General features: G+C 68.3%; 18 protein-coding genes, 1 tRNA gene and 1 pseudogene. 8 read left to right on the top strand and 12 right to left on the bottom strand.

All coding sequences use genetic code 11. The annotated features are described in order from the left end of the window. Positions 1 to 33: 33 nt before the first annotated feature. Positions 34 to 1,422 carry a dihydrolipoyl dehydrogenase gene (gene lpdA / locus EV657_RS15275; RefSeq protein WP_075784402.1) on the top strand — a complete coding sequence of 463 codons (1,389 nt, stop codon included), beginning with the start codon at positions 34 to 36 and terminating at the stop codon, positions 1,420 to 1,422. A gap of 411 nt (positions 1,423 to 1,833) precedes the next feature. Here lpdA and EV657_RS15270 read toward each other — a convergent pair whose 3' ends face one another. The 3 genes from EV657_RS15270 to EV657_RS15260 form a co-directional block, all read right to left on the bottom strand. Next, positions 1,834 to 3,576: a PHA/PHB synthase family protein gene (locus tag EV657_RS15270; protein ID WP_113670985.1), complete on the bottom strand. Its 1,743-nt coding sequence runs from the start codon at positions 3,574 to 3,576 to the stop codon at positions 1,834 to 1,836. 174 nt (positions 3,577 to 3,750) lie between these two features. Beyond that, positions 3,751 to 3,876: a type B 50S ribosomal protein L36 gene (gene ykgO / locus EV657_RS15265; RefSeq protein WP_075784404.1), complete on the bottom strand. Its 126-nt coding sequence runs from the start codon at positions 3,874 to 3,876 to the stop codon at positions 3,751 to 3,753. Between the two features lie 89 nt (positions 3,877 to 3,965). Further along, positions 3,966 to 4,040 (bottom strand) — tRNA-Val (locus tag EV657_RS15260). A 153-nt stretch (positions 4,041 to 4,193) separates the two neighbouring features. Here EV657_RS15260 and EV657_RS15255 point away from each other — a divergent pair. Then, positions 4,194 to 5,051, top strand: a complete 858-nt coding sequence (locus EV657_RS15255; protein WP_134078697.1) for an N-formylglutamate amidohydrolase — start codon at positions 4,194 to 4,196, stop codon at positions 5,049 to 5,051. A gap of 24 nt (positions 5,052 to 5,075) precedes the next feature. Here the strand turns inward: EV657_RS15255 and EV657_RS22270 are convergent, their stop codons facing one another. Continuing rightward, positions 5,076 to 6,353, bottom strand: a complete 1,278-nt coding sequence (locus EV657_RS22270) for a threonine/serine exporter family protein (protein WP_075784406.1) — start codon at positions 6,351 to 6,353, stop codon at positions 5,076 to 5,078. Positions 6,354 to 6,580: 227 nt separating this feature from the next. On the opposite strand from EV657_RS22270, the gene EV657_RS15245 reads away from it, so the two are divergent. After that, positions 6,581 to 8,833, top strand: coding sequence for a glycosyl hydrolase (locus EV657_RS15245; RefSeq protein WP_166673717.1), 2,253 nt, complete (start codon positions 6,581 to 6,583; stop codon positions 8,831 to 8,833). A gap of 39 nt (positions 8,834 to 8,872) precedes the next feature. Here the strand turns inward: EV657_RS15245 and EV657_RS15240 are convergent, their stop codons facing one another. From EV657_RS15240 to EV657_RS15220, 5 genes are all read right to left on the bottom strand, one after another. Further along, positions 8,873 to 10,483 carry an OpgD/OpgG family glucan biosynthesis protein gene (locus tag EV657_RS15240; protein WP_243837652.1) on the bottom strand — a complete coding sequence of 537 codons (1,611 nt, stop codon included), beginning with the start codon at positions 10,481 to 10,483 and terminating at the stop codon, positions 8,873 to 8,875. Positions 10,484 to 10,666: 183 nt separating this feature from the next. Beyond that, complete coding sequence (locus tag EV657_RS15235; RefSeq protein ID WP_134078693.1) at positions 10,667 to 12,238, bottom strand: GMC family oxidoreductase; 1,572 nt, start codon at positions 12,236 to 12,238, stop codon at positions 10,667 to 10,669. 27 nt (positions 12,239 to 12,265) lie between these two features. Continuing rightward, positions 12,266 to 12,790, bottom strand: a complete 525-nt coding sequence (locus EV657_RS15230; RefSeq protein ID WP_134078692.1) for a twin-arginine translocation signal domain-containing protein — start codon at positions 12,788 to 12,790, stop codon at positions 12,266 to 12,268. Between the two features lie 62 nt (positions 12,791 to 12,852). Next, positions 12,853 to 13,248, bottom strand: a complete 396-nt coding sequence (locus EV657_RS15225; RefSeq protein ID WP_075784410.1) for a VOC family protein — start codon at positions 13,246 to 13,248, stop codon at positions 12,853 to 12,855. Between the two features lie 105 nt (positions 13,249 to 13,353). Further along, positions 13,354 to 13,647 carry a ribbon-helix-helix domain-containing protein gene (locus tag EV657_RS15220; protein ID WP_075784411.1) on the bottom strand — a complete coding sequence of 98 codons (294 nt, stop codon included), beginning with the start codon at positions 13,645 to 13,647 and terminating at the stop codon, positions 13,354 to 13,356. 187 nt (positions 13,648 to 13,834) lie between these two features. Here EV657_RS15220 and cobU point away from each other — a divergent pair, with 187 nt between their 5' ends. After that, positions 13,835 to 14,341, top strand: a complete 507-nt coding sequence (cobU, locus tag EV657_RS15215; protein ID WP_075784412.1) for a bifunctional adenosylcobinamide kinase/adenosylcobinamide-phosphate guanylyltransferase — start codon at positions 13,835 to 13,837, stop codon at positions 14,339 to 14,341. Between the two features lie 9 nt (positions 14,342 to 14,350). Here cobU and mntR read toward each other — a convergent pair whose 3' ends face one another. After that, positions 14,351 to 14,806: a manganese-binding transcriptional regulator MntR gene (mntR, locus tag EV657_RS15210; RefSeq protein ID WP_075784413.1), complete on the bottom strand. Its 456-nt coding sequence runs from the start codon at positions 14,804 to 14,806 to the stop codon at positions 14,351 to 14,353. A gap of 236 nt (positions 14,807 to 15,042) precedes the next feature. Here mntR and EV657_RS15205 point away from each other — a divergent pair, with 236 nt between their 5' ends. Then, positions 15,043 to 16,311, top strand: coding sequence for an Nramp family divalent metal transporter (locus EV657_RS15205; protein WP_134078715.1), 1,269 nt, complete (start codon positions 15,043 to 15,045; stop codon positions 16,309 to 16,311). Positions 16,312 to 16,322: 11 nt separating this feature from the next. Here the strand turns inward: EV657_RS15205 and EV657_RS15200 are convergent, their stop codons facing one another. Continuing rightward, positions 16,323 to 16,616 (bottom strand): hypothetical protein, encoded by a 294-nt coding sequence (locus EV657_RS15200; protein ID WP_075784415.1) that lies wholly within the window; start codon positions 16,614 to 16,616, stop codon positions 16,323 to 16,325. A 231-nt stretch (positions 16,617 to 16,847) separates the two neighbouring features. Between EV657_RS15200 and EV657_RS15195 the strand changes: the two genes are divergently transcribed. From EV657_RS15195 to EV657_RS22745, 3 genes and pseudogenes are all read left to right on the top strand, one after another. Then, entirely contained in the window at positions 16,848 to 17,978 is a 1,131-nt protein-coding gene (locus tag EV657_RS15195) for a hypothetical protein (protein WP_166673716.1), read from the top strand. 377 nt (positions 17,979 to 18,355) lie between these two features. Further along, positions 18,356 to 20,941 carry an EAL domain-containing protein gene (locus EV657_RS15190; protein ID WP_113670980.1) on the top strand — a complete coding sequence of 862 codons (2,586 nt, stop codon included), beginning with the start codon at positions 18,356 to 18,358 and terminating at the stop codon, positions 20,939 to 20,941. Positions 20,942 to 20,998: 57 nt separating this feature from the next. Beyond that, positions 20,999 to 22,024: pseudogene (locus tag EV657_RS22745) on the top strand (transposase family protein); the annotation flags it as partial. On the opposite strand, the gene amt reads toward EV657_RS22745, so the two are convergent. Continuing rightward, positions 21,996 to 24,380, bottom strand: a complete 2,385-nt coding sequence (gene amt / locus EV657_RS15180; RefSeq protein ID WP_134078689.1) for an ammonium transporter — start codon at positions 24,378 to 24,380, stop codon at positions 21,996 to 21,998. The pseudogene EV657_RS22745 and the gene amt sit on opposite strands and share 29 nt — an antisense overlap. Positions 24,381 to 24,487: the final 107 nt, after the last annotated feature.

Here is a 24,487-nt window from a genome sequence, read left to right as displayed (position 1 = left end):
CATCCCAACACCCGCCCGTAAAGGAGGCCCCGAATGGCAAGCTATGATGTGATCGTGATCGGCTCCGGCCCGGGAGGCTATGTCTGTGCCATCCGCTGCGCCCAGCTTGGCCTGAAAACCGCCTGTGTCGAAGGCCGCGAAACGCTGGGCGGCACCTGCCTGAACGTGGGCTGCATCCCCTCCAAGGCGCTTCTGCACGCCTCGCACCAGCTGCACGAGGCCCAGCACAATTTCGAGAAGATGGGCCTGAAGGGCAAGCCGCCCTCGGTCGACTGGGCGCAGATGCTGTCCTACAAGGACGACGTCATCGGCCAGAACACCAAGGGGATCGAATTCCTGTTCAAGAAGAACAAGATCGACTGGCTCAAGGGCTGGGGCTCGATCCCCGAGGCGGGGCTGGTCAAGGTGGGCGACGAGACCCACAAGGCCAAGCATATCGTCATCGCCAGCGGGTCCGAAGCCTCGAGCCTGCCGGGCATCGAGATCGACGAGAAGACGATCGTCACCTCGACCGGCGCGCTGGCGCTGCCGAAGGTGCCGAAGAAGATGATCGTGATCGGCGCGGGCGTGATCGGGCTGGAACTGGGCTCGGTCTACGCGCGCCTCGGGGCCGAGGTTACGGTGCTGGAATATCTCGACCAGATCACCCCCGGCATCGACACCGAGGTTGCCCGCAGCTTCCGCTCGCTCCTCAAGCGTCAGGGGCTCGACATCGTCACCGGCGCGGCGGTCCAGTCGGCCGAGGCGCTGAAGACCAAGGCCAAGGTCGCCTACAAGCTGCGCAAAGACGACAGCGAACACACGCTCGACGCCGACGTCGTGCTGGTCGCGACCGGCCGCAAGCCCTTCACCGACGGGCTCGGGCTCGACGCGCTGGGCCTGCAGCTGACCAAGCGCGGCCAGATCGCGACCGATGCCCATTACAAGACCTCGGTCGACGGCATCTACGCGATCGGCGACGTGATCGAGGGGCCGATGCTCGCCCACAAGGCCGAGGACGAGGGCATGGCCGTTGCCGAGATCCTGGCAGGGCAGGCCGGCCATGTGAATTACGGCGTGATCCCGGGCGTCATCTACACCCATCCCGAAGTCGCGGCCGTCGGCCAGACCGAGGACAGCCTCAAGGAATCGGGCCGCGCCTACAAGGTCGGCAAGTTCTCCTTCATGGGCAACGGCCGGGCCAAGGCCAATTTCGCCGCCGACGGTTTCGTCAAGATCCTCGTCGATGCCGAAACCGACCGCATCCTCGGGGCCCATATCCTCGGGCCCTCGGCGGGCGACCTGATCCACGAGATCTGCGTCGCGATGGAATTCGGCGCCGCGGCCGAGGACATCGCCCGCACCTGCCACGCCCATCCCACCTATTCGGAAGCGGTGCGCGAGGCGGCGCTCGCTTGCGGCGACGGCCCGATCCACAGCTGAGGCCGGGGCAGGATCCGCAAGGGGCGGTGGCCGAACCGGGCCGCCGCCCCTCGTCATGCCAGGGAGCATGACGGCCCGCCCGGCTTGGGGGAACGCGACCTGCGAGCCAAAGCGTTCTACGGCCTTGCCTTCGGTGTCCGTCGCGCCCGGTGCGGAAAATTGCGGGGTGCGTGCCGCCTTGGTTCCGGCCGACCATGGCAAGAACGCCGGAGGCGCTCTGGCCGCACCATCGGGGCTGTCAGGGCGTCGATGCGGCCGCCTCTCGCAAAGCCGATATGAGGGCCTTGGATCTCATCGGCCATCGCCGGGCGCCCAAGGCGACTGACCGCCAGGCGCCCGATAGCGAACGACCCGCGATTGGCGGGCCGTCTTTCCTGGCGGTGGCCGGAGGCCCGGCGCTTCCGGAGCCCGCTATTTCATGAAGACATAGGTGCCCGGCGCGGGGCAAAGCGGCGGCAGACCGGCATCGGGCGCCCCCATGGCGGGCGGGGCCGCCTCGGCCGGGCCGGTCTTGCCGGCCAGCCAGCGCGCCCATTCCGGCCACCAGGACCCCTCGGTCGCCGGATGGCGGGCATACCAGCTGTCGGGGTCGGTATAGCGGGTCTCCGGCGTCCGGCAGCCGATCCGGTAATGGCGGCCCTTGTGACCGGGCTCGGACAGGATGCCGCCGTTATGGCCACCCTTGGTCAGCACGAAGGTCAGCTCGTTCTGGGTGAAAAGCGCCACCTTGTAGACCGAATGCCAGGGGGCGATATGGTCCTTCTCGGTACCGATCACGAACATCGGCGCGCGGATGTCCTTCAGCGCGATCACCTGGCCCTCGACCGCGAACCGGCCCGAGGTCAGCCGGTTGTCGAGGAAAAGCGCGCGCAGATAGTCGGAATGCATCTTCGCGGGCATCCGCGTCGCGTCGGCGTTCCAGACCGTGATGTCGAAGGCCTCGTCCTCCTTGCCCATCAGGTAGCGGCTCACGGCGCGGGTCCAGACCAGATCCTCGTCCCTCAGCGCCCGGAACGCGCCCGCCATCTGTTCCTGCGCCAGATAGCCCTGGTCCCACATCATGTCCTCGAGGAAGGCCACCTGGCTTTCGTCGAGAAAGAGCATCAGCTCGCCCGCTTCGGTGAAATCGGTCTGTGCCGCCAGCAGCGTGATCGACCCCAGCCGGTCGTCGCCGTCCCGCGCCATGGTGGCGGCGGCGATCGACAGGATGGTGCCGCCGAGGCAATAGCCGCAGGCATGGATCTTCTGCCCGGGCATGACCTTGCCGACCGCGTCGAGCGCGGCCATCACGCCGTCGCGGCGGTAATCGTCCAGCGACACGTCGCGATAATCGGCCGAGGGGTTCACCCAGGACATCGCAAAGACGGTGAAGCCCTGCGCGACCAGATAGCCGATCAGCGAGTTTTCCGGGCTGAGGTCGAGGATGTAGTATTTCATGATCCAGGCGGGCACGATCAGCACCGGCTCGGGATGCACCTTTTCGGTGCGGGGGGCGTACTGGATCAGCTCGAACAGCTCGTTGCGAAAGACCACCTGACCCTCGGTGACCGCGAGGTTGCGGCCCACGGCGAAGCCGCTCGCTGTCTCGGCGGGGGTGGCGGTGGCCTGGGCGCGGATGTCCTCGGCCAGGTGGCGCATCCCCTGCATCAGGTTGCCGCCGCCGGTGCGGACGGTTTCCTGCAGGATCTCGGGGTTGGTCAGCGGCACGTTCGAGGGCGACAGCACGTCCAGCATCTGCCGCGCCATGAAGGCGACCCGGTCGCTGTTGTGCGGGTCGGTGCCGCGGGCCGGTTCGGCGGCGGCATCCCACCAGTCCTGCGCGGCCAGGAACGCCTGCTGCCAGATCGAGAAGGGCGGGGTCGACCAGCCGGGATGGGAAAAGCGGTGATCCTCGGCGCGGGGGCGGAACGGCGGGTCGTCCCGCGTCAGGCCGGCGGCATGCGCCGCCAGCTTGGCGCCGTTGCGCATCGCGCGCTCGGCCAGTTCCATCTGGCGGCCCGGGGCGCGGGCCAGATGGCTGGCCCAGTCGGCCCAGGCGGCGGCTGCCGCGTTCAGCGAGGCCCCCGAGGTCATCCGCGCCAGCATCGCGCGTCCGGCCCGGTCGGCGGTTTCGTAGGGGTGGTCGTGTTTCGGATGGCCGTTCGGTGCGGTCATGCCCTGCCTCTCTGTCGCTCGATCCGTCGCCGGTCTGACAGGCCGGCGTGTCGTCTCCGCGATAGCAACGCGGCGCTGCAGCGACAATCCTCCCGCAACGTCACAGGAAAACGCCCCGAACCGGGGTTCGAGGCGTTTCGCGATCACAGATGCGATCTTGTCCTTGTGCGGCGCTCAGCCCTGACGGGCCTTGTAGCGGCGCTGGGTCTTGTTGATGACATAGACCCGGCCCTTGCGGCGCACAACGCGGCAGTCGCGATGACGCTGCTTGAGCGAGCGGAGCGAGTTGCGGACCTTCATCGGCCTTCTCCTCATGTCGCGGCGCGTCCGTGCGCCTCGTGGGTTTCAAGGGCTGACCCTGGGCATGCACCGCAGGGGCAGAAACTCTATGGTGGGCGGTACTGGGATCGAACCAGTGACCCCTACGATGTCAACGTAGTGCTCTACCGCTGAGCTAACCGCCCGGTCTCCGATGCATTCCCGCCTGCCCGAAAGAAAACGGACGCGGGCGGGACCGCGTCGGTTCGCAGGTCTATAAAAGGAGTCGGAGGAGGGTGCAAGGGCTTTTGGTCGGCCGCGAAATACCGTTATAAACATTCGAAGGAGGACGTGGCGGCGTGCAGGCGTTCAAGCTTTTCCGGCCGGACTGGCCGACCACCAGCGTTGTATTTTCCTCGCCCCATAGCGGGCGGGACTATTCTTGGTCGTTCCTGCGCCAGACGGTGCTGGACGAACGTGCGGTGCGGTCGTCCGAGGATGCCTTCGTCGATTTGCTGTTTTCCGATGCACCCGAGCATGGCGCGCCGCTGATCGTGGCCTCGGCCCCGCGCGCCTATGTCGATCTGAACCGCGCGGCCGAGGAACTCGACCCTGCCGTCATCGACGGGGCGCGGCTGGCCGGACACAATCCCCGGATCAGTTCGGGGCTGGGGGTGATCCCCCGGGTCGTGGCAAACGGTCGCGCCATCTATCGCGGCAAGATCGCCCTGACCGAGGCCGAGACCCGGATCGAGACTTGCTGGCGGCCCTATCACCGGCAACTCGAATCGCTGGTCGAGGAGGCGCTGGCCCGGTTCGGCGAATCGATATTGATCGACTGTCACTCGATGCCGCGCGAGGCCATCGAAAGCGCGCGCGCGGGCGGGCGGCCACGTCCCGAGGTCGTTCTGGGCGACCGGTTCGGCACTTCGGCCGGGGGCGAGATCGTCGACCGGATCGAGCAGGCCTTTTCCAATGCGGGGCTCAGGGTCGGGCGCAACGCGCCCTTTGCCGGGGCCTATATCACCCAGCGCTATGGCCTGCCCTCGCGGCGGCGCCACGCGGTTCAGGTCGAGATCGACCGCTCGCTTTACATGGACGAGGCCACGGTGCGCCCGAATGCCGATTTCGACGCGGTGCGGCGGTTGCTGGGCGAAGTGGTCGGTACGCTGACCCAGATTGGCCGCCCGGGCGAGGTGCCGCTGGCCGCCGAATAGCGCGACCTTCGGAAGGGGACGCTCTCAGACGAAATCCGACCGGCGGAAGAGGCTGCGCACGATGGTCAGCCCGGCACCGATCGCGCCGATGGTGAAGGCCACCCGCAGCCCGGCCGAGGCGGTCATGCCCAGCGTTTCGGCGGCGGTCGCCGGGTCCTCTGCGGTCAGCGTCAGAAGGCCGATGATGCATTGCGTGGCCGCGCCGCCCGGGATCATCGGGATGCAGCCCGCCACCGCCAGTGCGGTCCCCATCCGCGCCACCCGAAGCCGTGGCAGGGACAGGATCTCGACCCCCAGCGCGACCGCAGCGGCGGCGGCGAAAGAGGCGGCCTCGAGGCTCCAGCCCAGATCCATGCCGACGGTGCGCACCGCCAGCGCCAGCGCGCCGGCCGCCGCCGCCCAGACCAGCCGGACCCAGCCGAAGTTGAACAGGACCCCGAACCCCGCCGCCGCGACCGCGCCGAAGATCGCCTGATGCAGAACCGACCGCTGCGGCTCGAAGATCTGGTCGGGCAGGGCCGGGACCAGAAGCCGCGCGGCCGAGATCCCGACCGTGATGAAGACGAGGATCATCCCGACGGTCACAAAGCGCGCGCTGCCGGTGGTCGGATGGCCCTCCATGATGTCGGTCTGCGCGTTCATCGCGGGGACCCCGGGCACCAGCAGCAGCACCGCTGCCGTCATCGCCGTCTCGATCATGTGGCTGCCCGCCGGGATCGCCAGCAGCCCCGCGAGGCTGGCCGCGAGGCAGGCGACGAGGGCGGTCAGCACAAAGGTGTTGGTGCCCCGGCGCAGCAGGCTGACCCGGACCCATTGCGCGGCGGTGCTGGCCGCCAGCACCGGTCCGAAGGCCGCCCAGTCGACCCCCAGCAGCCGCCCGAAGGCGGCGCAGGCGATGCCCGCGGCCAGCGCGATCACCACCCGCGGGTGGTGCGGCGTCCCGGCTTTCAGCCTGGTCAGCGCCTCGCGGACCTGCTCTGCGGTCTGGCCGCCCTTCTCGACCTCGACGCAGAGATCGCGGATGGCATGGTTCAGCCGCATGTTGACCCCATGCCCGCCAGTGCCGGTCATCCGGGTGATGGTGTTCTCGCCATGGGTGACGGTGATCGCGAGCGAGGCAAAGCCGATCCGCGCATGCACCTCTTCGGCGCCGAGTCCCTCGGCGATCTTGCGCATCCCCTCCTTGACCAGAAGCGATTTGCCCCCCGTTTCGGTCAGCAGCACGCCGGCCTGCAGCGCGGTCATCGCGATCTGTTCGAGGTGTCGGTGCCGCAGCACCACCGGGTCCGAGCTTCGTGTCATGCCCGCCTGCCTGTGCGCAATGGTTCGTGCCCTCCCAATTGTGGTCCTGCCGCCCGAGGGCAAGGCCATTTTGCGCGTCCCGGCGCAAGACCGGGCTGGGCTCGACCCAGTATCGACTAAAAACAGTCTTGATTTCCATGATTTGGCTGCAATTCCGGCCGCAGCGCAGCACCCGGCCGTGGCACCTCCTCCGGTCTGGGCAGGGGCATCCCGGACGGACGGCAGGCATGAGCATCGAGCATCCCGAGAAGATCGGACTTGGCACCTGGGACCGCGATTCCCTGGGCAGCGCGCTGAACGACCTCGAAAGCGTCGGGGTCGCCTGGTATTACACCTGGTCGGACTGGGCGCTTTACGATGCCGATCCCGCGCCCGGGACCGTCGAGTTCGTCGGCATGACCTGGGACGAGCGGCTGGTGACGCCCGAAGCGCTGGAGCGCATCCGGGCCTCGGGGGCGACGGCGCTTCTGGGGTTCAACGAGCCCGACCTCGATCGCCAGGCGGACATGAGCGTCGCGCAGGCGCTGGATCTCTGGGCGGCGCTGGCGGCGACCGGGCTGCGGCTTGGCTCGCCCGCCGCCTCGCTGGACCAGACGCTGGGCGAGGGGTCCTGGCTCGGCCGGTTCGTGGCAGGGGCCGAGGCGCGCGGCCAGACTGTCGATTTCATCGCCGTGCACTACTATTCCGACAGTGGCGACGTGGCCGAGTTCGAGGCCTGGCTGAAGGCCGTCCATGACCAGTATGACAAGCCGGTCTGGGTGACCGAATGGGTGCTGGCCGACTGGACCGGCGCGCGCAGCTTCAGCGCCGCCGACCAGGCCGCCTTCGCCCGGGCCGCGACCGAGATGATGGACGATCTGGACTTCGTCGAACGGCATGCCTGGTTTGCCGCCTGTGAGGGCGGCGACGGCTGGTATCTGAACAGCGGGCTCTTCGACGCGGCGGGCAACCTGACCGAGGTGGGGCGGACCTTCGCCCAGCTGACCGCGCCCGGGGCGCCGCCTCCGATCGCCGGGGGCGCGGGTGACGACCGGCTGACCGGCACCGCGGGGGCCGAGCTGGTCCTGGGCGGCGCGGGCGACGACCTGCTTTCGGGCGGCGGCGGCGCCGACACCCTGCGGGGCGAGGCGGGCAACGACACGTTGCAGGGCGGGACCGGGGGCGACGGGCTGGAGGGCGGCACCGGCAACGATCTTTACGTCGTCCTGTCGGCGGCAAGCACGCTGATCGAGCGTCCGGGCGAGGGCTGGGACCGCGTTTCGGCCAGCCTCAACTGGGTGCTGGGCGATCATGTCGAGCAACTGACCCTGACCGGCGGCGCAGCGCTTGACGGCACCGGCAATGCGCTGGGCAACGTCCTGACCGGCACCGGCGCGGCCAACCGCCTGGACGGGCGGGAGGGCGACGACACTTTGCAGGGCGGCGCGGGCGAGGATTGGCTGCTGGGCGGGGCGGGCCACGACCGGCTGTGGGGCGGGGCCGGGGCCGACCTGCTGGAGGGCGGGGCGGGCGATGACATCTATGCGGTCGACACCCCCGGCGACCGGACGTTCGAGCGGCCGGGCGAGGGCTGGGACCGGGTCTGTGCCAGCGTCAGCTGGACGCTTGGCGATCATGTCGAACAGCTGACGCTGGGCGGCAGCGCCGCGCTTGACGGCACCGGCAATGCGCTGGCCAACGTCCTGACCGGCAACGGCGCGGCCAACCTCCTGGACGGGCGGGGTGGCCACGACACCCTGCAGGGCGCCGGCGGCAACGACACGCTTCAGGGCGGCGCGGGCGAGGATTGGCTGCTGGGCGGGGCGGGCAGTGACCGGCTGTGGGGCGGGGCCGGGGCCGACCTGCTGGAGGGCGGGGCGGGCGATGACATCTATGCGGTCGACACCCCCGGCGACCGGACGTTCGAGCGGCCGGGCGAGGGCTGGGACCGGGTCTGTGCCAGCGTCAGCTGGACGCTTGGCGATCATGTCGAACAGCTGACGCTGGGCGGCAGCGCCGCGCTTGACGGCACCGGCAACGCCCTGGCCAACGTCCTGATCGGCAATGCGGGGGCCAGCTACCTTTGCGGGCTTGGCGGGCGGGACACGCTGTCGGGCGGGGCGGGCGACGACGGGCTTGTGGGCGGCGCCGGGGACGACCGGCTTTGGGGCGGGGCGGGCAACGACTGGCTCGACGGCGGCGAGGGGGCCGACCTGCTGGATGGCGGGGCGGGGTCCGACCTGCTGATCGGCGGCGCCGGGGCCGATCTTTTCATCTTCACCGGCGGCTGGGACCGGATCGCGGACTTCGAGGACGATCTCGATACGCTCAGGCTCGACCACGCGCTTTGGGGGGGCACGCCGCCCGATCTGGCCGGGGTGCCGGGCCTTGCCAGCGTGACCGGCGCCGGTCTGATGGTCGATTTCGGTGCCGGGAACGGGATCGTGGTCGAGGGGATCTCTTCGGTCTGGGCGCTGATCGACGATCTGCAGATCGTCTGAGCGCCCAGACCCGTCAGGTCGGGGCCGGACCGGCGCGCCTCAGCGCAGCCGGTCGATCTGGTCGGGATGGATCTGCCCGAGCCAGGTTTCGGTCAGCGGCTTGCCGTCGCGCGCCAGATAGGCCCGCAGGTCCACCGTCCCGGTGCCGGGCGGCGCCTTGAGGTCGAACACCATCCGCCAGCGATCGGTGCCCACCACCGGCAGCACATAGGGGTTGATCAACTCGACGCCCTCTGGCGCAGAGACCTCGGGCAGGATCCCGTCCTTCCGGGTCAGCCCGTCCAGCGCAGGGCCCTCGAAATCGACCACCACCTTGATCTGGTTCTCGGGCCGGGGCTGGCCGGGCACGCCGCCATTGCCGATCCGGGTCGCGACGGTATGGGCCAGCTTCATCTCGACCGGCGGGGTCGCGGTCCAGTGCAGCCGGTAGGAAAAGTCCATTTCGTCGCCTGCCTGCGGCGCGGTTTCGGGATTCCAGAAGGCCACGATATTGTCGAAGATCTCGTCATCGGTCGGGATCTCGATCAGCTGCACGGCACCGGCGCCCCAGGGTGAGGTCGGTTCGACCCAGACTGCGGGGCGCTTGTCGTAGAACACCCCGTCATCCTGGTAATTGTCGAAATCGCGATCCCGCTGGATCAGCCCGAAGCCCTTGATGTCGCGGTCGAAATAGCTCGACGTCACGACCCGGTCGGGGTTGTTCAGCGGGCGCCAGATATGTTCGCCCGACCCGGTCTCGATCATCAGCCCGTCGGTGTCATGCACCTCGGGGCGCCAGTCCGCGGACTGGAAGCGGTTGCTTTCGGAATACCAGAACATCGAGGTGAGGGGCGCGATCCCCAGCCGCACGACCGGGGCGCGGAAGAAGAGCTTGGCGGTGATGTCCATCACCTGCCCCTGTCCGGGCCGGTCGCGCAGCACCATCCGGTAGGCGCCCGCGACGCTTGGCCCGTCCATCAGCGCGTTGACGACGGTGCGGCCGTCCCCGGCGGGTTCGAGATAGAATTCGGTAAAGCGCGGGAATTCCTCGGGCACCGACATGCCGGTATTCAGCGCGATGCCGCGTGCCGACAGCCCGTATTGCTTCAGCGCTCCGTCCGAACGGAAATAGGCCGCGCCCAGAAACGAGATCCAGTCGGATTTCATGTCGGGCCGCATCAGGCGGAACCCGGCAAAGCCCGCATCGGGCTTCAGCGCATGGGCCGGGCTGTCTTCGGGCATGTCGAAATAGTCGGTGTTGTAGACCACCTCGCGGGCGGCGCCGTCCTCGACCAGGAAGATCTTCACCGGCTGGCGGAAATAGGTGCCCAGATGGAAGAACTGCGCCGGGGTACCCCCCAGCATGAGCGAGGCCTCGGGGCGGAACCGGATCTTCCAGTGTTCGTCATAGTCGATCTTTTCCAGCACGTCGGCCTGATGCACCGGCGTCGGCACGTAAGGCTGGGCGGCCAGCGCGGCGGCGCGGGCGGCCAGCACGTCGTAGCTGAAGGCCGCGGGGGCGGCCAGAACCGGACCCGAAAGCGCCGGCGTGGTGCCGGGGGGCGCGGGGACCCGATCGGCCGAGGCCAGGGGGGCAAGCGCGACGGACGTGGCGGCGGCGAAGAGGACACTCGTCAGAAGGCGGTAGGCGGTCGGGCGGACAGTCGGCACGATGGGCTCCTTGGCGGCGGCCCCGGCGGGGCGTCGTCCGAGGGATGTGGTGGATTCGCGGGCCAAATCAAGCTGAAGATCGGGTCTTGGGCGGTGCCGCACCGCGATGCCGCCGGGCGGGCGGCTGGTGGCCCGGGGACGGAAAGAGGGCCGGGCTTTGCCGCCCGGCCCTTCGGGTCGGCGTCAGATCGTCCGTGCCGACATCTCGCGGGCGATATGGTCGGCCTGACGGATCGCCAGCGCGACGATGGTCAGGGTCGGGTTCTCGGCCGCGCCGGTGGTGAATTGCGAGCCGTCCGAGACGAAGAGGTTCGACACGTCATGGGTCTGCCCCCAGCGGTTCACCACGCCGTCCCTCGGGTTCTCCGACATCCGGTTGGTGCCGAGGTTGTGGGTCGAGGGATAGGGCGGAGTCGGGAAGGTGCGGGTCGCGCCCACCGCCTCGTAGATCGCGCGGCCCTGAGCATAGGCATGGGCACGCATCGCGCGGTCGTTCGGGTGATCGTCGAAATGCACATCGACCACCGGCAGGCCGTGCTGGTCGGTCACGTCGTGGTTGAGCGTGACGCGGTTGGTTTCCTGCGGCATGTCCTCGCCGACGATCCACATGCCCGCCATGGTCTCGTAGGCGTCGAGCGCCGAGGTGAATTCGCGCCCCCAGCCGCCCGGGTCGAGGAAGGCGGCCATGAAGGGCAGCCCGAGGCTCAGGGTTTCCAGCTCGTAGCCGCCGACGAAGCCGCGCGCGGGATCGTGGCGCGCCTCGTCGCGGACGATCCCGGCCATGGTCGTGCCGCGCCACATCCTGACCGGCTTTTCGAAGGTCCCATAGACCGATCCGGTCATGTGCCGCATGTAGTTGCGTCCGACCTGGCCCGAGGAATTGGCCAGCCCGTCGGGGAACATCGACGAGGCCGAATTGAGCAGAAGCCGCGGGCTTTCGAACGAGTTCCCGGCGACGCAGACGATCCGCGCCTTCTGCATCTGCAGGTTGCCCTCGGCGTCGAAATACTCGACCCCGGTCACCTTGCCGGCCGCGTCATGCAGGATGCGCGCGGCATGCGACCGGTCGCGGACCTCGAGATTGCCGGTCTCTTCGCCGCGCGGGATGTCGGTATAGGCCGAGGACCATTTGGCGCCCCATTTGCAGCCCTGGAAACAGAACCCCGTCTGCTGGCAGCTGACGCGCCCGTCGCGCTCGACCGAGTTGATCGCCATCCGGCCGGTGCTGACCTCCTTGTAGCCAAGCGCCAGCGCGCCTGCCTCGAAGACCTTGTAGTTGTTGTTCCCCGGCAGGCCGGGCAGGCCGTTGGTGCGGGTCACGCCAAGCTTCTTCTCGGCCAGATCGTACCAGGGCGCCATCTCGGCCGCGTCGATCGGCCAGTCGAGAAGGTTCGCGCCCTGGACCGGGCCATAGGTGGTCTTGCCCTTCCACTCATGCTCCTGAAACCTCAGCGAGGCCCCGGCCCAGTGGGTCGTGGTGCCGCCCACCGCCTTGACGATCCAGGCGGGCAGGGCCGGGAAATCGCGCGCCACGCGCCAGTCGCCCGAGGTGGTGCGCGGGTCGGTCCAGGCAAGCTGGCCGAAGCTTTCCCATTCGTCGTTGATGAAATCCTCGGGCATGTAGCGCCCGCCGGCCTCGAGTGCCACGACCTTGATGCCCTTCTGGGCCAGTTCGTTGGCCAGCACCCCGCCGCCCGCGCCGGTGCCGATGATGACGACCACACTGTCGTCGGTCTTGTCGAATTTCGCAGCCATGTCCGTTCCTCCCTGACTGGCGATGGCTCAGAGCCAGGCGATGTCGTCGAAGCCGCGGTGCAGATAGCCGCCCTTCGAATAGCTCTCGCCCTCGTAGCCAAAGAGCGGCCAAAGCGCTTTCTGGTTATAAAGCCCGGTCACGAGCCCGCCGCGCACGGTCTGAAAGAACGGGCTGTCCTCGATCCCGCGCAGGATTGCGGCGCGGTCGCTTTCCCAGCCGGTGCCCATGTAGCTGCCGAAGCCATGGCCCCGGGCGGCCGCGTCCAGCGCGGCGATCCCGGCCTCGACCATGGGCGCGGCCTCGGCGGTGTCGTAGCCCTTGACCGCGACCGCGTAATATTCGGTGCCGACCCGGTCATGGGGGTAGATGTCGCGCGCCATCTGCACGAGGGTCGCGAAGGTTTCGGGTTTCAGCACGGCGGTCTCCAGCGCCCAGGCGGCGTCGGGCGCGGCAACGAAGCCCGCCCCCACCACCAAAGTCGCCCCCGCCGCGCTGGCGCGCGCAAGAAGCTGGCGCCGGGTCAATGCCCGGACGGCTTGCTGGTCTGTCATCTGGTCTCCTCCCTGGACAGACGGGCGGGGTCCCAACCGCCCGGTATCTTGTCGTTATCTGGTCATTTGAATCGGCCGCCGCGTTCCAGCACCTCGATCTGGTAGCCGTCCGGGTCGGCAACGAAGAAGAACCGCGCGATCACCTCGCCTGCAGGCGCGAAGGCGACCAGCTTGCGGGGGGCGAGGCCCTCGGCCTCGAAGCGCGCATGCTCGGCCTCGAGATCCTCGACCGAGACGGCGAGATGGCCATAGCCGTCGCCCAGGTCATAGGGCTCGGTCCGGCCCTTGTTGACGGTCAGTTCGACCTCGAATTCGGTTTCCGGGTTGCTCATGTAGATCAGCGTGAACTCCGGGAAGTCGAGCCGGTCCGCGACCTTGAGCCCGAAGGCCTTGTCGTAGAACGCGACCGACCGCTCTTCGTCGAGCACCCGGATCATGCTGTGGATCGCCTTGGCCAAGATGGTCCCCTTCTCGCTCGGTCTTCCGTTCGGAATGATCCTAGCGCGAGGCGGGGAGGGCGCGGGTAGTAGCTTGATACTACCGCGCGGGCCTTCCGTGCGGTGCTATTCGGCGGCCATCGCCATCGGGCCGCGCGCCGGAACGGTCTCGCGGAAGATCAGGCAGGTGCAGCGCAGGAGCGAGGTGAAATTCGACGGCTCGCCATGCAGTTCCAGCACCTCGGCATGCAGCTTCGAGATGAAGGCGGGCGTCGTCACGCCTTCGGACAGGGCGATTTCGTCGAGGATCGCCCAGAAGCTGTTTTCCAGCCGGATGCTGGTGCTTTGCCCGTTCAGCCGCAGCCGCCGCGTGGTGGACCGATAGCGTTCGGGGTCCTGACCCGCAAAGATCTGGCACATGGCATGTCTCCTTCCCTGCGGCGCGGTCTTCGTCCGGATCCGGCGGCCGCCCGTCCTGTCCGGTTCGAAGTTTATACCAATTCCACGCGCGTCCCCAAGCACGAACCGTGCCGGACTCTTCCCGGGCGGCGATTGAAGCGCCCCGCCTCGCGGGCTATGCAGCGCCTTGCGGCAAGAGGAGAGCGCGATGGGACGGATCGTTCTGGTGACCGGCGGGGCCCGGTCGGGCAAGAGCAGTCATGCCGAGGCGCGGGTGCGGGCGATGCCGGGCGTGCCGGTCTATATCGCCACCTCGGACCCGCAGGATGACGAGATGCGCGACCGCGTGGCCCGCCACCGGGCGGTGCGGGGGCCGGGCTGGACGCTGATCGAGGAACCGCTCGATCTGGTCGGCGCGCTTGACCGCAGCGACGGCGCCGGGCCCCGTCTGGTCGATTGCCTGACTTTGTGGCTGTCCAATCACATGTTCGCCGGTCAGGACTGGGAACCCGAGGCCGAGGCCCTGACCGCGGCGCTTTTGCGCCAGCAGGCGCCGGTGGTGCTGGTCTCGAACGAGGTCGGTATGGGGATCGTGCCGGAAAACGCGCTGGCGCGGGCCTTTCGCGATGCCCAGGGCTGGGTCAACCAGCGCGTGGCCGCGGTGGCCGACGAGGTCGAATTCGTGGTGTCGGGCCTGCCGCTGCGGGTGAAGTGACGGCCGCGCTCAGCCCTTCGCGTCCAGAAACCCCTCGAAGGCATGCAGCGTCGCGTCCGAGACGTGATGTTCGATCCCTTCGGCGTCAAGTTCGGCGGTCTCGCGCGGCACCCCCACCGCCACCAGCAGATCGACCACCACCCGGTGGCGCTGGCGCACCCGGTCGGCCAGGGCCGCGCCGTCTTCGGTCAGGAACACACCCCGATAGGGACGCGACACCGCCAGCCCCTCGCGCTTGAGCCGCGAGACCGCCTTGGTGGCGGTCGGATGCGCCACGCCCATCCGCTGGGCGATGTCGGCCACCCGCGCCTCGCCATGCTCGGCGATCAGATCGCCGATCATCTCGACATAATCCTCCAGCAGCGCGACGGCCTGCGCCTCTCGGGCGCGCTGGAACCGGTCGGGCTGCGCATCGGCGGCGAGGTCCGTTTGCGGGTCGCAGGTCGGGGGCGCGTCGGGCGGCATCGGGTCTCCTCTCCCGGGGCGGCGCCGCGGCCGACCGGACTGTCAGACCCCGATATATACCCGGGCCGGGCGGTCCAGACCAGCCCCTCTTGCCGTGGCGGGAGGAAAACAAAGGCGCATCATCATGATGAATACACTTGCACGAAATATAGCTGTGGCTAAATTTCGACCGTCATCCTTTCACCCCCTGCCCGCAGGACGAAACCGTGAGCCCGAGCGACCGTACCCGTCTGGAAATGTCTGCCGTTCTCGCGGGCAAGCGTCACGGGCTGCGTGCCCGGCTGTTGTTCGTGGGTCCGGCTGTGATCGCCTCGGTGGCCTATATGGACCCCGGCAACTACGCGACGAACATTCAGGCCGGGGCGGGCTACGGCTATGCGCTTTTGTGGGTGGTTCTGCTGGCGAACCTGATCGCGATGCTCTTTCAGGGCCTCTCGGCGCGGCTTGGCATCGTTACCGGCAAGAACCTGGCCGAACTGTGCCGCGACCACTTTCCGCGCCCGCTGGTGGGCGTGATGTGGGCGGTCAGCGAGGTCGCGGCCATGGCCACCGATCTGGCCGAGTTCCTGGGCGGCGCCATCGGGTTGTCGCTGCTGCTGGACCTGCCGCTGATCGTCGGGATGGCGATCACCGCCATCGTCACCTATGCGATCCTGCTGGCCCAGGGCCGGGGCTTCCGGCCGATCGAGCTGATCATCGGCGCGCTCGTGGGCGTCATCGGGCTTTGCTATCTGGCCGAAATCCTGATCGCGCCCATCGACTGGGGCGCGGCCGGGCTGGGGCTCGTGACACCGGCGATGCCCGATACTGCCGCGCTGACCATTGCCGTCGGCATCATCGGCGCCACCGTCATGCCGCACGCGATCTATCTGCATTCGGGCCTGACCCAGACCCGGGCGGTCATCCACAGCGAGGCCGAGCGCGCCAAGGTGCTGCGGTTTTCCGATGTCGAGGTGGTGGCGGCGCTGGCCGTTGCCGGGATCGTCAACATGGCGATGGTGATGATGGCGGCCAGCGCCTTTCACACCGGCCATAGCGAAGTGTCAGAGATCGAGACCGCCTATCACACGCTGACCCCGCTTCTGGGGGCGGCCGCCGCGGGGGTGTTCCTGCTGTCGCTGATCGCTTCGGGCATTTCCAGCTCGGTCGTCGGCACCATGGCCGGGCAGATGATCATGCAGGGTTTTCTGAGAGTGCGTATCCCGATCTGGCTGCGGCGGCTGGTGACGATGCTGCCCGCCTTCGCGGTTGTGGCCGCCGGGGTCAACGCGACCCAGGCACTGGTGGTCAGCCAGGTGATCCTGTCGATCGCGCTGCCGGTGCCGATGATCGCGCTGATCGTCTTTGCCGGGCGGCGCGACGTGATGGGGACCTATGCCGCCGGGCCACTGGTGCGGGGCCTCGCGGTTGCGGGCGCGGTCGTGGTGCTGAGCCTCAACGCGGTGCTGCTGGCCGGCGCCTTCGGGCTCGATCTTCCCGTCCTCGGGCCGGTCGCGCAGTCCTGAGGCGGGGCGCTTCAGTTCCGCGAGGCGCGGGGCGGGCGGGCCAGGCCGATCAGCAGCGCCAGCGCCAGTGCGCAGATCCCGAAGCCCTGGATCCCGAGCACGCAGAACTCGGCCAGCACGGGAGAACTGTCGGCGCCCGCCGCAAGCCGGCCGAGACCGGCGCCAAGCCCCAGCCACAGGAAGGCCGAGGCGCCAAGCGCGACCGCGAGGATCGGCAGCGCCCTGGCGGGCGGCAGGGCACAGAGCGAGCGGCAGGATCCGGGGCAGGACCGGCGGGCGGGAGTGCGGCTGGCGCGGTCTGGCATGGCGGGCGGTCTCCGTGGCGAACGGGCTCGTCGGCATGAAACCCGGCGAAAGGGTGATGAATGCCTTTCACCGGGCGGCGACGCCGTCTTCCGTCTGGCCGGGTACGATATGAGCGCTCGTGTCGCAAGAGAAGTTTATCCTGGATCAAGGACTCCGTGACATGGCTCGGGCTATGTCGCCCGCCATCGCGCCCCCTCCGCATCGCGGGCGGCCCGGATCAGGAACCTCTCATGCCCGCCCTCGTCAAGACTGCCGTCAAGACTGCCGAACCGGCCGGTGTTCCGCGACCCTGCCGGGCCGCGCTCCTGCCGCTGGCTCTGGTGCTGGGGGGCTCGGACCTGGCGGCGGGACCGGCGGTCGCGATGCCGCCGCTGACCGACGCTCCGGAGCGGCCCTTCTATTTCGTGGTCGATCTGGGCGATCTGGCGGATGGCAGCGCGACCAGCGTTCCGCATGCGATCAGCGAGGACAATGCCGTGGTCGGCGCGGCCGTCGACATGACCGGCGCCACCCATGCCTTCTACTGGAAAGGCGGGCAGATGCGCGATCTGGGCGTGTTGCGGCTGATGGGCGAGCCGATCTACAGCCAGGCCGAGGATATCAACGAGGCCGGGCAGATCGTCGGGACCACCTATACCGACGCGGGCCCGGCGGTCGCGCTCTGGGACAAGTCGGGCATCTCGCTGCTGCCCGCGCTGGAACCCGACGCCGATCCGGGGCAGGCGCATTCGATCAATGCCCGGGGCGACATCACCGGCTATGTCGGCCGCCCCGACCGCAAGGAAAGCGTGGCACTCTGGCAGGGCGGGCGGCTGGTCGAGATCGGCCTGCCGGGGCCGCAATTCGACACCGCCCATGGCATGGTCATCAACGACGCGGGCCAGATCGCGGGCCAGGCCGCGCTCCATGACGAGGTTCGCGCCTTCCGCTACGAAGCCGGGGTCTGGACGCTTTTGCCCGGGTTTTCGGGCGGCGGCTATGCGAGCCTCGTCAACGACATGAACCGCTTGGGCGAGATCGTCGGCAAGGGCATTGGCGACAGCGGCACGGATCGCGGCTTTTTCTGGGATGGGGCGGTTCTGCACGACATCGGCGACCTGCCCGGCGGCAAGGACATGAGCCACGCCTTCGGGCTGAACGACCGGGGCGAGGTGGTGGGCTACAGCGCCGCCGGGGACGGCAATGCCGCCGTGCTCTGGACCCGGGCCGACCGGCGGCTGGTCGATCTCAACGACTGCATCGACCCCGACAGCGGCTGGCATCTCGTGCTGGCCAAGGACATCAATGACAATGGCTGGATCACCGGCTATGGCATCGCGCCGAACGGCGCGACGCACGGTTTCGTTCTGATCCCGGAATAGGGCGGAAGACGGAACGACAAGGACCGGTCGCCGCGTGCGCGCCGCGCGCCGATCCGGGCCGCGATCCTGCAGCGTCAGGACGGGCTTTTCCAGCAGGCCGGGCAAAGCCGACGCCCGCCCTCAGGGCTGTCGGTCGGCGGTTTTCGCGGACCGCGCAAGGACCGGCCTCCGCCGCCCATAGATGCCATCAACTTGACCCATTCGAGGACTATAAAAATTCTTGGTTTTTGCAGTTCGCAAACCCGGGCGTCTTAAAGCGGATTTAAGCCACAGGCGTCAGTCCCTTGATGTGACGGGGCGTAGGGCGGACCGGGCGACGGGCCGAGGCGCGCAGACCCGGGGCAGGAGGAAAGCCCCGCCAGTGTACGGAGACGGACATGACGGAAACGCGCAGCGGGCGGGGGCGGCTCGTCAATCGCCTTGCGGCGACGGGGCTCGGGGTGCGCCTGATCGGGATCATGCTGGCGCTTTTCCTGACAAGCGTGACGCTTGGCGTCGTGGGATATGTGGAATTCAAGGCACTGGGCGCCTCGGCGCGGTCTGTCGGCGATGTCTCGGTCTCGCGTCTCTTTGCCATCAATGACATCGAGAATGCGCTGAGCGATCACGAAATTGCCGCAGAACGCTCCGTGCTCGAGGTCGATCCGTTCGAGCGTGAGGATCTGCGCGAGGCGCAGCGCGTGGCGACCTCGGCCTTCGGACAGGCGCTGCTGCGGCTCAGGTCGCTCGGCCTGTCGGTCGAGGAAACGCGGATCGTCGACGATCTTCAACGGGACTGGGACGGCTATCTTGCCAGTTTTCGCGTGGCCGACAGGCTGGCGGAGGACGGGGACTTCGAGAAGGCAAAAGAGCATTTCGAAGTGGGCGTCGAACAGATGGCGGCCGATCTGACCGCGCGAATCACTGACATGACCACGCTGACCCGTGCCGATACGGCGGTCGCGCTGGAGCGCCAGGACATCATCGTCGAACAAAGCCTGCGGCTGATCGTGCTGACGCTGGCGGCCGCCGGAGCACTCGCCCTTGGCGCGGCGATCTGGGTCGTGCGGCGCCTGAGCCTTCCGCTGATCGCTCTGAACGATGCGCTGCGCCGACTTCTTGGCGGGGACGATACGGTCCGGCTGCCGGATTTCGGCACCGAACGGAACGAGCTGTCGACCCTGTCCCATTCGGCCCATGCGCTGCGCGACAGCATCGTCGAGACCCGGCGGCTGGCCGCCGAGATGAAGACCCAGCGGGCGCTTCTGTCCGAGACCGTGCAGAACATGCCGGCGGGCCTGTGCATGTTCGACGGAACCGGCAAGCTTCTGGTGGCGAACGCGATGTTCTGGTCCTTCTTCGGCATGCCGAAAGAGCTGTCTTCCGGGCAGGGTTCGGTGACGCTGGACCGGCTTTTGACGCAGGTCGGCTGCCGGATGAGCGCCGCGCGCCCCGGCGGCGGGGCGGCTTTTGCCAGCCGCATGAAGGCCCTGATCGCGCAGCGCGGGTCGGATTCGGCATCGTGGGAACTGGACGACGGTCGGCATGTCCTGCTGCAGGTCCAGCCCGTGCCCGGCGGCTGGATGATGATTGCCAGCGACATTTCCGAACGGGTCGATCAGGAAGAACAGGCCCTCCACATGGCCAGGCACGACACGCTGACCGGGCTTCCGAACCGGCGGGCCTTTGCCGACAGCATCGATTACGCCATTGCCACCGCCGACCCGAACCGGCCTGCGGCGATCCTGTTCGTCGATCTCGACCGGTTCAAGCATGTCAACGACACGCTTGGCCATGCCGCAGGCGATCAGCTGTTGCGCCATGTGTCCGAGCGTCTGCAGGGCGCGGTGCGCGAGGGCGACACGGTGGCGCGGTTCGGCGGCGACGAGTTCGCCGTGATCCAGATCGGCCAGCAGCAACCCGACAGCGCGCTTGGGCTTGGCGACCGGATCATCGACCTGCTGTCGCAACCCTTCAGGATCGACGGGCGTCTGGCGGATATCGGGGCCAGCGTCGGCATCGCGCTCGCGCCCGAGCATGGCGATCGCGCCGAAAAGATCATGTCGCGGGCCGATATCGCGCTTTACGCGGCCAAATCCGCGGGCCGGGGCCAGTGCCTTCTGTTCGACAGGGACATGCTGGACCGGCAGAATGCGCTGATCAAGCTGGAAGCCGATCTCAAGCGCGCCATCGAGCTGGACCAGTTCTCGATGCTGTTCCAGCCGCTGGTCAATCTCGATACCGGGCGGATCACCGGGGCCGAGGCGCTGCTGCGCTGGCGGCACCCGACGCGCGGCCTGGTCCCGCCCTGCGAATTCGTCCCCATGGCCGAGGAACTGGGGCTGATCGTGCCGCTCGGGGCGCTTGTGCTGCGGATGGCCTGCACCGAGGCGGCCTCCTGGCCCGACCGGCTGAGTGTCGCCATCAACCTGTCGCCGGTGCAGTTCCGGCGCCACGACATCGTCGGCGATGTGACCCAGGCCCTGAAATCGAGCGGTTTGCCGCCCGCGCGGCTGGCGCTGGAAATCACCGAAGGCGTGCTGCTCGAGGATACCGACGATGTGAAGGACAAGCTGACCGCCCTGAAGGGGATGGGCGTCCGGATCTCGCTCGACGATTTCGGCACCGGGTATTCGTCGCTGCGCTATCTCAGGATCTTCTCCTTCGACAAGGTCAAGATCGACGCCTCCTTCGTGCAGGAGATCGACAGCGATCTGGGCGGCGCCGCGGTCGTGCGCGCGGTCTGCATGCTCTGCGGCAGCATGGGGATCGACGTGGTTGCGGAGGGGATCGAGACCCGCGAACAACTGCTTCAGGTGATGGAGGCCGGGTGCAACGAGGCACAGGGGTACCTTCTGGGCCACCCGCTCTCGCGCGAGGACTTCCTCGAGGTCGAGGGCCGGTCGGCGGCGGGTGTCTTTCCGGGGCTCGGCGTCGAAGAGACCCCGGTCCTTCCGCCCATGCGCAGCGCACAGGCGGGCTAGCTGTTCGATCCCAGGGTTTGATGGTGTGATCCTTTCGAAGGAATGGAAGGAGGCCCTATGGGACAAGTTCCTCACGGAAGCGCCACGACCACGTACGCGGTCAGAGCCGCGATACAGTGATCGCAGGCGTCGCTCGCGACGCTGAGCCGGGACCTGCGGAGTGGAGAGGATCGGAAAACGATCCGGTGAATCGTTTTCCCGACGACCCCCGAGACGGTTGCGAACCGGCGCAAACGGCAGACGGTCGATGATCGCAAGACCGGCCCTAAGGATCCACGTTCGACGGTCCTCACCGAGGCCGAGGAGGCGGCCATCGTCGCGTTTCGGCGCCACACGCTGCTGCCGCTTGATGACGGCCTCCGTGCCCTGCAGCCGTCCATCCCGCATCTGACACGCTCTGCACCGCAGCGCTGAGCCATTGCGGTGCCATTGGTTCAAGCCCGATGGCGAATGCCTCTCGCGCCTGCCGGACGTCGAGGGCGACAAGCCGAAGCGGTCGGCGTTCAAACGCTGCCCTGTCGGCCCTCGCCAGCGGGTCTCGAACCGATGGCGACCACGCAGGCTCGATCCAGATCAACATCGCCGAGGCGCAGACAGGAAGACGGCCCGGGAGGTCCTGCAATGCATGCTCGAAGCCGTGCCCTATCAGGTCCACACCGTCCTCACCGATCGAGCCATTGGAGCGCCATTGGTTTGAGAGACAATGGCGAGGGGCATTCAGTTCGCCGAGCAGCCCCGGAGCCGGAATACCGCGTCTTCGCGGCCGATGCGCTTTGACATGATCTGCGAGGCAAACGGGATCGAGCACCGGCGGACCAACCCCAACCATCCCGGGAGTTCGGAGGATCGGAAAACAGTCCGGGGGGACTGTTTTTCCCGAGCGGCGGACAGGTCGAACGGATGCACCGCACGATCAGGGCGGGTGAAGCGGATCAGGCGAGGCACCAGTGGCGCGTCTTCCCGCTGAACGTCAATCGGGACCATCACGACAGCCACGACCAGCTGCAGACGCACCTCGCGGACTTCTTGGCAGCTTACAGCTTCGCGCGCAGGCTCAGGCCGCGCGGTAGCGTTCGACCGTGGCGGTTGTGCGCGCGGCGTTCGAATGCAGCTCGCGTGCCACCTGCCGGGTCTGGTCCGCCTCTTCCAGTACCCTCCGCGAGGACTGCGCCAGATCGGACAGCGTGGTTTCGACACGGGCCAGGAGGGTGCGCGAGCGCGTCTCCATCTGTTCGACCTCGGCCAGAAGCGTCGCGTTCGAGGCGATGCGACCGCGAATGTCCTCCAGCGCGTGGTCGGTGCCCGCGACCTCGCGGACCGCGCCGGAAACGGTCTCGCGCACGCCGTTCAGCATCCCGCGGATATCGCGGGCCGAGGCGGTCGTGGTTTCGGCAAGACTGCGCACCTCCTGCGCCACCACCGAAAAGCCCGCGCCGGCCGTGCCGCTCGCCCGGGCCGCCTCGACCGAGGCGTTGAGGCTGAGCAGGCGGGTGGCAAAGGCGACCTCGTCGATCATCTCGAGCCCGGCGGCGATACGCCCGATCGCGGCGCTGGCCCGTTCCATCCCGGCCACGGCGCGCCGCGAAATCTCGGCGGCATCGGCCGCGCCCTGCCGCGCCAGTTCCGAATTCAGCAACGCCTGTTCCAGCCGTGCGCCGTTGCGGTCGACCTCGGCGCGCAGCTCGGCCATCTCTTCCGAAACGGACCCGATCTGGCGGGCCTGATCGGTCGAGCCTGAGGTCAGCGTCACGCTCTGGGCGCTCAGCTGCGCGGCATGGGCGGCGACCGACTGCGCCGAGGCGGCGATCTCGCCGACCATCGTCTCGACCGACCCGATCATCGCATTGATCGACCCCGGCACCCGGGCGAAGGGGCCCTCATGCCCGATCCGCATGCGCCGGTCGAGCCGCCCGTCCAGCACCGCCTCGATGGTGCCAGCGAGATCGGCCAGCAACGCTTCGGACTGGTCGGCAAGCCGCCGGTCGGTTTCGGCCTTGAGGCGGATGTTCTCGGCGATGCCGTTGAACAGCGTTGCGGCCTCGTGCGATTCCTCGCCCGGTTCGGTGTCGATCCGGCCGATTTCGGCCGAGGGGTTCTCGGCGATGCGGGCCATCGCCCGCACCAGCCCCGACAGCCCCAGCGGCGCGTCATGTTCGGAAATGTTCAACCCGGCCTCTTCGGCCTCGCGCGAAACGCGCAGCCCGCCGCGCGGCCCGTCCGGCGCGGGCAGCAGAGCGTCCGCAATCCGGAGCAGAACAAAGCCGGTGCCGAAGGCCCAGACGAAGACCGCGCCCACGCCCAGCGCCTGCACACCGACCTGGGTCAGGCGGCCGCCTGCCATCAACGCATCGGGCCGGGCCAGGGCGCCCGCCATCAGCGTGCCCCAGGCGCCTGCGACGCCGTGCACCGAAATCGCCCCGAGCGGGTCGTCGAGCCGCCAGACCCGGTCCAGCATCTCATGCGCGAGAAAGGCAACGGCGCCCGCGCTGGCCCCGATCAGGAAGGCCGATTGCGTCGTGACCGCGTCGCAGCCCGCGGTGATGCCGACCAGACCGGCCAGCGAGCCGTTGATCAGATGCTCGGGCCGGTAGATGCCGGTCTTGCGCGCGCCGATGATCAGCCCGGCCGCGCCGCCCGCCGCGCCCGAGACGATGGTGTTGGCGACGATCCCGGCAATGGCGCCCGATCCGATATTGGTCGACCCGCCATTGAACCCGATCCAGCCGATCCAGAGGATCAGCGCGCCCAGCGTCGACAGCACCGGCGAATGCCCGTGCAATGCGACGGGCCGCCCCGCCGCGTCATAGCGCCCGAGCCGCGGCCCGATAAGGATGATCGCGGCCAGGGCCACCCAGGCGCCGACCGAATGCACCACGGTCGACCCCGCGAAGTCGATGAATCCGAGCCGCGCGAGCCAGCCCTCGGACTCGCCCGACAAAAGCCCGCCCCAGGCCCAGTGGCCCGAGACCGGGTAGATCAGGCAGCCGATCAGCAGGGTGCAGATCATGTAGCCCGACATCGTCGCGCGTTCGGCGACCGCACCCGAGACGATGGTGGCGGCGGTGCCGCAGAACATCAGCTGGAAGACGAAGAAGGTCAGCGACCAGTCGCCTTGTGTGTTGAAGAAGGCGTAATCGGCCGAAAACCCGATCCATCCGCCGAGGCTGGGGCCGAACATCAGCGCGAAGCCGACCGAGCCGAAGGCCAGGGTCGACAGGATGAAATCGACCAGGTTTTTCTGGGCGACGTTGATCGAGTTCTTGGACCGGACCTGCCCGGCCTCAAGCAGCAGGAAGCCCGCCTGCATCAAGAAGACCAGCGCCGCGGCGGTCATCGTCCAGACATGGTCGAGGTCGGTATGAAGCGCGAAACGCTCGGTCTCGGCAGTTGCAATCCCAGGGATCAGGAGGGTGGCGAGAACCGCCAGGACAGCTTGCATGAACAGGGCTCACTCTTTTGCACGAATCCCTGCCTATCCCTCACATCCGAAATAAGAATTAACCGCGCCGGGGCTCTGTCGCCGGGCCCCGGAAAGGGCGCGCCGGA

The organism is Rhodovulum visakhapatnamense, from assembly GCF_004365965.1.
Classification (GTDB): Bacteria; Pseudomonadota; Alphaproteobacteria; order Rhodobacterales; family Rhodobacteraceae; genus Rhodovulum; species Rhodovulum visakhapatnamense.
Note: the sequence above shows the minus strand (reverse complement) of the source record. Positions and strands in the feature narration are given on the sequence as shown.